The sequence below is a fragment of the Streptomyces boluensis genome, assembly GCF_009908195.1.
GTDB classification, from domain to species: domain Bacteria; phylum Actinomycetota; class Actinomycetes; order Streptomycetales; family Streptomycetaceae; genus Streptomyces; species Streptomyces boluensis.
The window spans coordinates 1-12626 of record NZ_JAAAHS010000221.1; the positions used below are offsets into that span (position 1 = coordinate 1).

The window sequence follows — 12626 nt, forward strand, 5'->3', positions numbered from 1 at the left end:
CGCCCGACCCGCCCCGCTCTCCCGAGGGCCTGCTCCCTCAACTTCCCGTCGCGCGGCCTTACTTGCCGTCGTGCAAGGCGATCGCCCGCTGCATCGCCTTGCGGGCGCGCGGGGTGTCGCGGGCGTCGTGGTAGGCGACGGCCAGACGGAACCAGCAGCGCCAGTCGTCCGGTGAGTCCTCGGTCTCCGCGCGGCGGCGGGCGAAGACCTCGTCCGCCGAGTCACGGTCGATGCGGCCGCTCGGGGTCCGCTTGAGCTCGTCGACCGGGAGGCCACCCTCCGCTTCGAGTTCGGCGGCCAGGGCGTCCGCCTTCCGGGCGAACTGGGTCGTCTTCCAGAGGAACCACACGCCGATGAGCGGCAGTACGAGCACCGCGACGCCGAACGTCACGGTGATCGCGGTGCCTTCGCGTATCAGCAGTACGCCGCGGCTGCCGACCAGGACGAAATAGACGACCAGGGCGGCGGCCAGGGCGAAGTACGTGATCTTTGCGCGCATGTCGGGTCAGCTGTCGAGGTCGAGGAAGTGTTCCAGGCCGAAGGTGAGGCCCGGGGTGTCGACGACGCGGCGGACGCCGAGCAGGATGCCCGGCATGAAGCTCTTGTGGTGCAGCGAGTCGTGACGGATCGTCAGCGTCTCGCCCTCACCGCCGAGCAGCACCTCCTGGTGGGCCAGGAGCCCGCGCAGCCGTACCGAGTGGACCGGTACGCCGTCGACGTCCGCGCCACGGGCGCCGTCGAGCGCGGTGCTCGTGGCGTCGGGCTGCGGGGCGCAGCCCGCCTTCTCGCGGGCCGCCGCGATCAGTTGAGCCGTGCGGTGGGCGGTGCCCGAGGGGGCGTCCGCCTTGTTCGGGTGGTGCAGCTCGATGACCTCGACCGACTCGAAGAAGCGGGCCGCCTGCTGGGCGAACTGCATGGTCAGGACCGCGCCGATGGAGAAGTTCGGGGCGATCAGGACGCCGGTGGAGGGCGAGGCCTCCAGCCAGCCGCGCAGCCGCGCGAGGCGCTCGTCGGTCCAGCCCGTCGTACCGACGACACCGTGGATGCCGTGGCTGACGCAGTACTCGAGGTTGCCGAGCACCGCGTCCGGGTGCGTCAGGTCGACGGCGACCTGGGCGCCCGCCTCGGCGAGTGCCTCGATGTTGTCGTCACGGTCGAGTGCGGCGACCAGTTCCAGGTCGTCGGCGGCCTCGACGGACCGGGCCGCCTCGGAGCCGATCCGGCCCTTGGCGCCCAGGACCGCCACGCGCAGCTTGCTCATGTGCCTTGTTCCTTACGCGAGTTGGAGTACGCGAGTCGAGAGCGGTACGCCGTCAGGAGACCGCTTCGTGCAGGCGCGCGGCCTGCTTGTCCTTCAGCGGGCCGATGACGGACAGCGAGGGACGCTGTCCCAGGATGTCGCGCGCCACTTCCCGCACCTCGTCCGGGGTGACCGCGGCTATCCGGGCGAGCATGTCGTCGACCGACATGTGATCGCCCCAGCACAGCTCGCTCTTGCCGATGCGGTTCATCAGCGCACCGGTGTCCTCGAGGCCGAGGACCGTGGAACCGGCGAGCTGGCCGATCGCGCGGCCGATCTCGTCGTCCGTGAGCCCGTGCTCGGCGACCTGGTCGAGCTCGTCCCGGCAGATCTTCAGCACGTCGTGCACCTGGCTCGGGCGGCAGCCCGCGTACACGCCGAAGAGACCGCAGTCGGCGTAGCCCGAGGTGTACGAGTACACGCTGTAGGCAAGGCCGCGCTTCTCCCGTACCTCCTGGAAGAGGCGGGACGACATGCCGCCGCCGAGTGCCGTGTTGAGGACGCCGAGCGCCCAGCGGCGGTCGTCGGTGCGGGCCAGGCCGGGCATGCCGAGGACCACGTGGGCCTGTTCGGCCTTGCGGTTGACGACCTCGAGGCCACCCGCCGTACGGATCGCGCGACGGCCGCCGCGCGGGGCGAGCGGTGTCGCCTCCGAGTCCTTGAGTGCGCCGGCCTTCTCGAAGGCGGCGCGGACCTGGCGTACGACCTTGTTGTGATCGACGTTGCCCGCGGCCGCGACCACCAGGTGGCGGGGGTCGTAGTGCTTCTTGTAGAAGCGCCGGATACGGGTGGCGTCGAGGTCGTTGATGGTGTCGACGGTGCCGAGGACCGGGCGGCCGAGGGGGGTGTCGCCGAGCATCGTGTGCGCGAACAGGTCGTGCACGCAGTCGCCCGGGTCGTCCTCGGTCATCGCGATCTCTTCGAGGATGACGCCGCGTTCGGCGTCCACGTCCGCCTGCTCGATCAGCGAGCCGGTGAGCATGTCGCACACCACGTCGATGGCGAGCGGCAGATCGGTGTCGAGCACCCGCGCGTAGTAGCAGGTGAACTCCTTCGCCGTGAAGGCGTTCATCTCGCCGCCGACCGCGTCGATCGCGGCGGAGATGTCCAGGGCGGTGCGCTTCTTGGTGCCCTTGAAGAGGAGGTGTTCGAGGTAGTGCGTCGCGCCGTTCAGCGACGGCGTCTCGTCGCGCGAACCGACGTTGGCCCAGATGCCGAAGGTCGCGGAGCGTACGGAGGGCAGAGTCTCGGTGACGACGCGCAGGCCGCCCGGCAGCGTCGTGCGGCGCACGGTGCCGATGCCGTCCTTGCCCTTGAGCAGAGTTTGAGTACGGGCGACGGCCCGCCCCTCCGAGGAGGGGCGGGCCGTCGTCGTGGTGCTACGGGACGTCACTTGTCGGCGTCGTCCTTCTTGTCGGCGTCGTCGCCCTCTTCGCCCTCGACCACGGGGATGAGGGAGAGCTTGCCGCGCGAGTCGATCTCGGCGATCTCGACCTGGACCTTCTGGCCCACACCGAGGACGTCCTCGACGTTCTCCACGCGCTTGCCGCCGGCGAGCTTACGGATCTGCGAGATGTGCAGCAGACCGTCCTTGCCCGGGAGCAGCGACACGAACGCACCGAAGGTCGTCGTCTTCACGACGGTGCCCAGGTAGCGCTCGCCGACCTCCGGCATGGTCGGGTTGGCGATGCCGTTGATCGTGGCGCGGGCGGCCTCGGCGGCCGGACCGTCGGCGGCACCGATGTAGATGGTGCCGTCGTCCTCGATCGTGATGTCGGCGCCGGTGTCCTCCTGGATCTGGTTGATCATCTTGCCCTTGGGGCCGATGACCTCACCGATCTTGTCCACCGGGATCTTGACGGTGATGATGCGCGGCGCGTTCGGGGACATCTCGTCCGGAACGTCGATCGCCTCGGTCATCACGTCGAGGATGTGCAGCCGGGCGTCGCGGGCCTGCTTGAGGGCCGCAGCCAGGACGGAGGCCGGGATGCCGTCCAGCTTGGTGTCGAGCTGGAGCGCGGTCACGAACTCCTTGGTGCCGGCGACCTTGAAGTCCATGTCACCGAAGGCGTCCTCCGCACCGAGGATGTCGGTGAGGGCGACGTAGTGCGTGTCGCCGTCGATCTCCTGGGAGATCAGGCCCATGGCGATACCGGCGACGGCGGCCTTCAGCGGCACACCGGCGTTCAGAAGCGACATGGTCGAGGCGCAGACCGAGCCCATGGACGTCGAGCCGTTGGAGCCGAGAGCCTCGGACACCTGACGGATCGCGTAGGGGAACTCCTCGCGCGTCGGCAGCACCGGCACGATGGCGCGCTCGGCGAGCGCGCCGTGGCCGATCTCGCGGCGCTTCGGCGAACCGACGCGGCCGGTCTCACCGACGGAGTACGGCGGGAAGTTGTAGTTGTGCATGTAGCGCTTGCGGGTCACCGGGGAAAGGGTGTCCAGCTGCTGCTCCATGCGGAGCATGTTGAGGGTGGTGACGCCCAGGATCTGGGTCTCGCCACGCTCGAACAGCGCCGAGCCGTGCACGCGCGGGATGGCCTCGACCTCGGCCGCGAGCGTACGGATGTCGGTCAGGCCACGGCCGTCGATGCGGACCTTGTCCTTGATGATGCGCTCGCGGACCAGCTTCTTGGTCAGCGCGCGGTACGCACCGGAGATCTCCTTCTCGCGACCCTCGAACTGCGGGAGCAGCTTCTCGGCGGCGATCTCCTTGACGCGGTCCAGCTCGGCCTCGCGCTCCTGCTTGCCGGCGATGGTCAGCGCCTGCGCCAGCTCGGAGGTGACGGCGGCGGACAGGGCCTCGAGGACGTCGTCCTGGTAGTCCAGGAAGACCGGGAACTCGCCGGTCGGCTTCGCGGCCTTCGACGCGAGCTCGGCCTGGGCCTTGCAGAGCGCCTTGATGAAGGGCTTCGCGGCCTCGAGGCCGGCGGCCACGATCTCCTCGGTCGGCGCCTGGGCGCCGCCCTTGACGAGCTCGATGGTCTTCTCGGTGGCCTCGGCCTCGACCATCATGATCGCGACGTCGCCGTCCTCAAGGACGCGACCGGCGACCACCATGTCGAAGACAGCGTCCTCGAGCTCGGTGTGCGTCGGGAACGCGACCCACTGGCCCTTGATCAGCGCGACACGGGTGCCGCCGATCGGGCCGGAGAAGGGCAGGCCGGCCAGCTGCGTGGAGCAGGAGGCGGCGTTGATCGCGACCACGTCGTACAGGTGGTCGGGGTTGAGCGCCATGATCGTCTCGACGATCTGGATCTCGTTGCGCAGGCCCTTCTTGAAGGAAGGACGCAGCGGCCGGTCGATCAGGCGGCAGGTCAGGATCGCGTCCTCGGAGGGGCGACCCTCACGACGGAAGAACGAACCGGGGATCTTGCCGGCGGCGTACTGCCGCTCCTCGACGTCCACCGTGAGGGGGAAGAAGTCGAGCTGGTCCTTGGGCTTCTTGGAAGCGGTGGTGGCCGACAGCACCATGGTGTCGTCGTCCAGGTACGCGACGGCGGAGCCGGCGGCCTGCTTGGCCAGGCGGCCCGTCTCGAAGCGGATGGTGCGGGTGCCGAAGGTGCCGTTGTCGATGACGGCCTCGGCGTAGTGGGTCTCGTTCTCCACTAGCGATCTCTCCGTTTGCTTGTCGTCCGGCGTCTGCGTGACACCGGACTGTCGTCTTTTGCCCTCGCCGCCCGTGTGGCGGCGGGACGGGGGCGGAGAAGCGCGCCTTGTGTGCGGGCCGGTCTTCGATCGAAGCACCCGGGGGTGCTTTTCGTTCTCCCGGGGGCCACTACCGAGGACCGGCGTCGGCGGAGGGCGCTCCTCCCTGTGTCTATCGCGTTGTTCTGCGTTCTGCGATGACGGCTTCATCGTGCGGATGTCGCGTCATGAGTGACGTACGTCTCGTACGACGTTCCGCGACCAGAGTACAAAGCCGTCGTGCTCCGTGCGCACGTACAGCAAAGGGAGCGGCCCCCTAACCGTGGGAACCGCTCCCTTCACGACGTCTTACTTGGCGCCCGCCGCACCGCGGCGGATGCCGAGGCGCTCGACGAGGGCGCGGAAGCGCGTGATGTCCTTCTTGGCCAGGTACTGCAGCAGGCGGCGACGCTGGCCGACCAGGATCAGCAGACCACGACGCGAGTGGTGGTCGTGCTTGTGGGTCTTGAGGTGCTCCGTCAGGTCGGAGATACGACGCGAGAGCAGGGCGACCTGGACCTCGGGGGAGCCGGTGTCACCCTCCTTGGTGGCGAACTCGGCCATGATGGACTTCTTCGTGGCGGTGTCGAGGGACACGCGAACTCCTCAGTTGTCTGGTGATGCCCACCGAGTGCCCCTGGTCTACATCTCAGGAGAGCTTCCGTGACTCGGAAGGCGGGGATCCGCTGGGCGCTGCCTCCCGTGCTTCTGAGGGCTCCGGAGGCGCGTACACAAGCGGCCGCCACACAGACTACCAGTCGGCGTAAGCCCCCCTCGCCAGGGACGGCGGCCCCGGGAACGCGACAGGGGCCCGGGTGAATCCCGGGCCTCTGTCGGTCGTACGAAGCGGTGCTGCGGTCCGCGCGCTAGCCGATGCCGCCGCGCATCTTGGCGTACACGTCGAGCACGGCCAGGCAGAGCGGGATGAGCGAGAGCAGGACGAGCGAGTCCGCGATGTCCAGCATCCGGCCCCAGAAGGGCGAGAGGCCCTTCTGCGGAACGATCAGCGCGATGGCGACGAGGAGCAGCGCACCGACCAGGACGCAGGCGCCGAGCCACAGGGTGCGGATGTTCACCGGGCCCGAGTCGTTGCTGAGGTAGAGGTCCTTCAGAATCTCCGCCGGGGGCGAGATCGCGAGGCCGAGGATCAGCAGCGCGATGGTGGTGACGCCCGCGACGAGCAGGCAGGTGACCTGCGCGGTGTAGCGGAAAAGCCGGGCGCGGAGCATCGCGGCGAGGCCGACGACCAGGGCGACCAGCTGGGCCCAGCCGCTCTCGCTGAAGCCGAGGACGGCACCGGCGGAGCCGACGATGACGATGGCGCAGCCGCCGACCATGCCGAGCAGGAGCTCGTGGCCACGGCTGGTCTGGGCGACGATGCGCTGGACGTCGACGGCCTCGAGGTCGCCCTCGTCGCCGTCGCGGCGGGCGCGGGCCAGGTCCTCCGGGGAGCGGAAGCCGATGGGCAGCTTCGCGAACCGGGCGGACCAGCCGGGCAGGAAGCCGATCACCGCGACGGCGACGACGGCGGTGCCGGCGGCGATCTCGCGGGGCTCGGCCTCGGTGAGGATGCCGACGAACGCGGCGAGTGTGCCGATCGCGGAGGCGAGTGCCGCCGCGACGAACGGGGCGTCACCCTGCGGAAGCAGCATGATCAGTACGACCGAGAAGATCAGTACGACCACACAGCCGACCAGGAACTGGAGCTTGCCCGGCCCCTGTCCCGCGTCCTGTTGGAGGACGCCGGAGCCCGCGATGAGTGCGTGCGGCAGAGCCGCGATGCCGAGTGCGACGGCGGCGCCGCGGTCGTCGTAGACCCGGCCGCGTACACCCGCGAGGGCCGTCAGCGAGATGGCGACGACGCCGGCGACGATGCCCTGCAGGCCGTTCATGTCGTGGAGCATCGGATCGGCGAACCAGAAGACGAAGCCGAGCATCGTCAACAGCAGTACGCCCGCGACGAGTCCGGCGACTCGCATGAGGTTGTCGTTCCAGCTACGCAGATCCTGCTTCACCGCCGAGGCGACGGCGTCAACCACGTCGTCGTGGACTGCCGGCGGCAGCGAATCGGCGAACGGCCGCAGCAGCAGCACCTCGCCGTCGCGGACGCGGTGCTCGAGGAGCGATCGGCTCGCGTCGAGCACGTCGCCGTCGCGGCGTACCAGGTGGTAGCCGGCGAGGGCGTTGTCGTCGTGGGCCATGCCCGAGAGCCGAACGATCTCTGGATAGATGTCCTGGATCGGCAGATCCTCGGGCAGTGCCACATCGATCCGACTGTCCGGCGCTGCGACGGTGACCCGGCAGAAACCTGTCGATGTGCCCGTGCTCACCTGGTAATTCCCCCTGTATACAAGGCCCTGACTTACGTCTTTACACCGCGCGTACAACGGCGGAGCGCCACCCTACCGCCAGCGTTGGGGGGTACTGGCGCCGCCTCCCTCATTTCTCCTCGCACCCTCGCCGCATCTCCACCCCCTCCTGGCTCCCTGAGTGTCGGAGCTTGACAGTAGGATCAGCGCCTACGACGGGATGCCGTCGCCGCTCAACGGGGGGCGTCGGTGCATGGACGTATCAATGACGAAGGATGAGTGCATCGGTGAGCGTCGTCATCATCAAACGGCAGCCGCGGGTCCAGCCGCCTGCCGTCCCGGAGGGGGAGGTCAAGCTCGAGTCACCGCCCGAAATTCCTCGGGAGGGCGACGAAAGCATGCTGATGAACCTGCTGCCGATGTTCGGCATGCTGGGTTCAGTCGGCTTTTTCTTCATGCCCCAACTTCCGGCGTACATGCGGGTGGTGGGTGGCTTGATGCTCGCCTCCACCCTCGCCATGGCCATTGCACAGTTCGCCAAGTCCCGGCAGGGCGGCGGCGCGGGGATGGCACAGGACCGGCGTGACTACTTCCGGTACCTGGAGCAGGTCCGCAAGGACGTGCACAAGACCGCCGAACTGCAGCGCCGTACGCAGCTGTTCCAGCACCCGGACGCGGACCAGCTCTGGGCGCTCGCCACGGACGGCAAGCGGCTGTGGGAGCGCCGGCCGACGGACAACGACTTCGCGTCGGTCCGGATGGGCCTGGGCAGCCAGCAGTTGAGTACTCCGCTGGTCGCGCCGGAGACGGCGCCCAAGGAGGAGCTGGAGCCGCTGACGGCAGCGGCCATGAAGGCCTTCCTCGACGCGCACGGCTCGATCGCCGACCTGCCGGTCGCGGTCTCGCTGCGCGCCTTCTACCACGTGGCGCTCTGCGGCGACACGGACACGGTGTACGGCAACGCCCGTGCGTCGATCGCCCAGTTGGCCACGCTGCACTCCCCCGAGGACCTGCTCGTCGCCGTGGTGGCGCACCCCTCGGCCGCGGCGGACTGGGACTGGATCAAGTGGCTTCCGCACGCCCAGCACCCCAAGGCGAAGGACGGCGCGGGTTCGTCCCGGCTGCTCTTCGACGACCTCGGTGAGCTGGAGCAGGCGCTGGAGGACCAGCTGTCCGACCGGCCCCGCTGGAACCGCGACGCGAACCCGGTGTACGAAAAGCCGCACCTGGTGGTCGTCCTGGACGGCGGCACGGTCCCGCCCGACTCCGAACTGGCCGGTACCGAGGGCCTCCAGGGCGTCACGTTCCTGGAGATCGCCCCCGGCGAGCTGGAGGACGAGCTGCGCGGTGGCCTGACCTCGTACCTGAAGCCGGACAGGCTGCAGCTTTTCGTCGGCCACGAGTCGGCGTACAGCGGCAAGCCCGACGTGCTCAGCCTCGAGCAGTCCGAGGCGCTCGCCCGGCAGCTGGCCGCGTACCGCGTCGGCAGCGCCGAAGAGGGCGAACCGCTCCTCGCCAACCTGGACTTCACCGACCTCATGGGCATCGGCGACGCCGGTTCCGTGGACGTGTCGCGCACCTGGCGGCCGCGCACCCTGCACGAGCGGCTGCGGGTGCCGATCGGTGTCGGCCAGGCCGGTGAGCCGGTCATGCTCGACCTCAAGGAGGCGGCGCAGGAAGGCATGGGCCCGCACGGCCTGTGCGTCGGCGCCACCGGTTCCGGTAAGTCCGAGGTGCTGCGCACCCTGGTGCTCGGCCTGTCGGTGACGCACTCCTCGGAGACGCTGAACTTCATCCTCGCGGACTTCAAGGGTGGTGCGACCTTCGCCGGTATGGCGGACATGCCGCACACCGCGGCCGTGATCACCAACCTCGCCGACGACCTCACGCTGATCGACCGCATGCGCGACTCGATCACGGGTGAGATGCAGCGCCGCCAGGAGCTGCTCCGTACGGCGGGCAACTTCGCCAACCTCACGGACTACGAGAAGGCGCGTGCCGCGGGTGCCGCCCTCGAACCGATGGCGTCGCTGGTGATCGTGCTCGACGAGTTCTCCGAACTCCTCACCGCGAAGCCGGACTTCATCGACATGTTCATCCAGATCGGCCGCATCGGCCGATCCCTGGGTGTGCACCTGCTGCTCGCCTCGCAGCGCCTCGAAGAGGGCAAGCTGCGCGGTCTGGACACGTACCTCTCGTACCGCATCGGTCTGCGGACCTTCTCCGCGGCCGAGTCCCGTACGGCGATCGGTGTGCCGGACGCGTACCACCTGCCGTCGATCCCGGGTTCGGGTTATCTGCGGTACGACACCGACACCATGGTGCGGTTCAAGGCCGCCTATGTGTCGGGTCCGTACCACGGTGAGGGTCCCTCGCGTGTGCACCGGTCGACGCAGTTGCGGCCCGCGGTGTTCAAGGCCACGCATGTGGAGCTGCCGCCACAGCCGGTGATCGAGGAGCCGGTGGTGGACAACCGCGTCGACGACGCGCTGGCCGACACCGTGCTCGACGTGATCGTCAGCAAGATGATCAACCAGGGTCCGCCCGCGCACCAGGTGTGGCTGCCGCCGCTGGAGGAGGCTCCCTCCCTGGAGCAGCTGCTTCCGGCGCTCGCCATCACGCCCGAACGCGGCCTGACGGCACCGGACTACACGGCCCTCGGCCGGCTCAACGTCCCGGTCGGTCTGGTCGACAAGCCCTTCGAGCAGCGCCGCGACGTGCTGTACCGGGACTTCTCCGGTGGTTCGGGTCACGGTCTGTTCGTGGGTGGTCCGCAGTCCGGCAAGTCGACGCTGCTGCGTTCGATGATCACCTCGTTCGCGCTCACCCACACGCCGAGCGAAGTGCAGTTCTACTGCCTGGACTTCGGTGGTGGTGGTCTCATCGCCATGGAGGACCTGACGCACGTCGGTGGTGTCGCCAACCGTCTCGACGCCGAGAAGGTGCGCCGTACGGTCAGCGAGGTCGAGGGCATCCTGAACGCGCGGGAGGAGTACTTCCGCGCGAACAACGTCGACTCGATCCAGACCTACCGTCAGCGCCGGGCCGCCGGGCAGTTGCCCGACCAGCCCTGGGGTGACGTCTTCCTGATCGTCGACGGCTGGGGAACCTTCAAGACGGACTACGAAGGTCTTGAGGCGTCCATCACCGACATGGCGATGCGCGGTCTCGGCTTCGGTGTCCACGTGATCATCACGGCGAGCCGGTACACCGAGGTGCGGCCCGCGCTCAAGGACATGCTGCAGAACCGCATCGAACTGCGCCTCGGTGACCCCACCGAGTCGGAGATCGACCGCAAGGTCGCGCAGAACGTCCCGGCGGCCGTCCCCGGCCGTGGTCTGACCCAGGACAAGCTGCACTTCATGACCGCGCTGCCGCGGGTCGACGGCTCCTCGGAGACCGAGGACCTGGCGGAGGCCACCTCCGTGGTGATCCGCGCGATCAACGAGAACTGGCAGGGCGCACCCGCCCCCGCGGTGCGACTCCTTCCGCGTCAGCTGGAGGCGGACCGGCTGCCCAAGGGCTTCGAGCACCCGGAGCGCGGTATCGCCTTCGGTATCGACGAGTCCCAACTGGCCCCGGTGTTCGTGGACTTCGAGGCCGACCCGCACTTCGTCATCTTCGGCGAGAGCGAGTCGGGTAAGTCCGCGCTGCTGCGGCTGCTCATCAAGCAGATCTGTGAGCGATACCAGCCGGACAAGGCGAAGATCGTCATGGGTGACTACCGACGGGCCCACCTTGAGGGTGTCCCGGAGTCGCACCTGTCGCGGTACTGCGCCTCGGCGCCGGCCCTGCAGGAGACGATCGAGGGTCTGGCGGGCTCGCTGAGCCGCCGTATGCCGGGCCCGGACGTCACGCCCGAGCAGCTGCGTAACCGCAGTTGGTACAGCAGCCCGGACGCGTTCGTCATCGTCGACGACTACGACCTGGTGGCCACGGGCATGAACCCGCTCCAGCCGCTGCTCGAGTACCTGCCGTTCGCCCGTGACGTCGGTCTGCGCGTCATCATCGCCCGGCAGTCGGGTGGCGCGAGCCGCTCGCTGTACGAGCCGGTGATGCAGCGCATCCGTGAGCTCGGCGCGCAGGGCGTGGTGCTCTCCGGCGACCGGGTCGAGGGCCAGCTCCTCGGCAACATCACGCCGACCCAACTCCCGCCCGGCCGTGGGTACTTCCACACGCGTCGGCGTGGCGGGCAGATGGTCCAGACGGGCTGGCTGCCGTCGCGGTTCTGAGTTCCGTACGTACGACGCCGAAGGGCGGCACTCCCGGTGGGGGTGCCGCCCTTCGGCGTTGTCCGGTCGGCATTTGCCGGTGGGGTTGTGCGGTCAGAGCAGTCCGTGCCACATCTGGTCGACGACGGTCGCCCACCAGTTGTCCCGTCCCAGGGCGCGCGCGTCGATCGCGGCCAGCCTGTTCTGGAACTCCTGGACGGCGGCGCCCGCCTGGTACGGGTCCATGCCCACCATGCCGTTGCGGGTGGCGACGAGCAGGGCGAGGGAACGTACGAACGCGGCGATCGAGGTGTTGACCAGGCGGCCCGAACCTGTCTTGGGGCTGGCCGCCCAGACCAGGCCCTGCCAGTCCTCGGCGCCCGCGCACTGCACGGTGATCTCGGCCCAGCCGTCGGTGCCGATCCGCAGATGCCCGGCGAGCGTGCCGAGTTGGGCCTCGGCGAGCGGCGAACCGGAGGCCCGCAGGTGGCTCGCCGCGTCCCGTACCGGTTCGGTGGGCCCTGGAGCGCCGAAGAAGAACGGTATGTCGGCGGGAAGCCCGGCGATGAGCAGCGTGTCCCGCGCGGACTCGGGCAGCGGGTGCGGGTCGAGCTCCTCGGGCGTGAACCGGCGTACGCCGCCCGCCAGCTCGAAAAGCTTGTCGAGGTGGAGGCCGAGCGAGTCGTCCGCGACCGGCGCCGCGGGCGCGAGGCGCGCGGGCAGCGCGGGGCGGTGCGGGCGCGGCGGCGGTTCGTGGCCGGTGATGGCGTACAACGACTCGACGTGCTCGACGAGTTGGGCGGCGCCGTCGAGCCGTTCCTGCTCGAAGATGCCGTAGTCGTGGGTGGTGGAGAACTCCGCGTTCGGCAGGGCGCCGGAGAGCAGCAGCTCGCCGGTGTAGCCGCCGGGCAGCAGGCTGGGGCTGAGGTCGGTGTGCACGGCGATGACGTTCTGCGGCGGGATGTTCAGGCGCAGCAGCTCGGCGTAGCAGCGGGTCTCGGCGGGGGCCAGGCCGGGCCCCGAGGTGCGGAGCAGCGAGGTCTCCTCGCCGGTGGCCGGGTCGACGTAGGTAAACACGGCGGTGTTGCCGGGTCCGGTGACCGGTGGCTTGGGGGC

The 12626-nt window shown here is 69.3% G+C and carries 8 protein-coding genes; 1 reads left to right on the forward strand and 7 read right to left on the reverse strand.

Annotated features, from left to right (window positions below; translation table 11 throughout):
- Positions 1 to 58 precede the first annotated feature (58 nt).
- The 6 genes from GUY60_RS24195 to eccD form a co-directional block, all read right to left on the reverse strand.
- Positions 59 to 499 (reverse strand): tetratricopeptide repeat protein, encoded by a 441-nt coding sequence (locus GUY60_RS24195; RefSeq protein WP_161701281.1) that lies wholly within the window; start codon positions 497 to 499, stop codon positions 59 to 61.
- A gap of 6 nt (positions 500 to 505) precedes the next feature.
- Positions 506 to 1261: a 4-hydroxy-tetrahydrodipicolinate reductase gene (dapB, locus tag GUY60_RS24200; RefSeq protein WP_161701283.1), complete on the reverse strand. Its 756-nt coding sequence runs from the start codon at positions 1259 to 1261 to the stop codon at positions 506 to 508.
- Between the two features lie 52 nt (positions 1262 to 1313).
- On the reverse strand, positions 1314 to 2693 hold the full coding sequence (locus GUY60_RS24205) for a M16 family metallopeptidase (protein WP_161701285.1): 1380 nt from the start codon (positions 2691 to 2693) through the stop codon (positions 1314 to 1316).
- Positions 2690 to 4912, reverse strand: a complete 2223-nt coding sequence (locus tag GUY60_RS24210) for a polyribonucleotide nucleotidyltransferase (protein ID WP_161701287.1) — start codon at positions 4910 to 4912, stop codon at positions 2690 to 2692. The genes GUY60_RS24205 and GUY60_RS24210 overlap by 4 nt, the downstream gene beginning before the upstream one ends.
- Before the next feature lie 387 nt (positions 4913 to 5299).
- Positions 5300 to 5587, reverse strand: coding sequence for a 30S ribosomal protein S15 (gene rpsO / locus GUY60_RS24215; protein ID WP_161701289.1), 288 nt, complete (start codon positions 5585 to 5587; stop codon positions 5300 to 5302).
- A 269-nt stretch (positions 5588 to 5856) separates the two neighbouring features.
- Positions 5857 to 7320, reverse strand: a complete 1464-nt coding sequence (gene eccD, locus GUY60_RS24220) for a type VII secretion integral membrane protein EccD (protein WP_161701291.1) — start codon at positions 7318 to 7320, stop codon at positions 5857 to 5859.
- 266 nt (positions 7321 to 7586) lie between these two features.
- Between eccD and eccCa the strand changes: the two genes are divergently transcribed.
- Positions 7587 to 11531 carry a type VII secretion protein EccCa gene (gene eccCa, locus GUY60_RS24225; protein WP_161701293.1) on the forward strand — a complete coding sequence of 1315 codons (3945 nt, stop codon included), beginning with the start codon at positions 7587 to 7589 and terminating at the stop codon, positions 11529 to 11531.
- Between the two features lie 93 nt (positions 11532 to 11624).
- On the opposite strand, the gene GUY60_RS24230 is transcribed toward eccCa, so the two are convergent.
- Positions 11625 to 12626 (reverse strand): SUKH-4 family immunity protein (locus GUY60_RS24230; RefSeq protein ID WP_161701295.1); only part of this gene is annotated, 1002 nt, incomplete at its 5' end.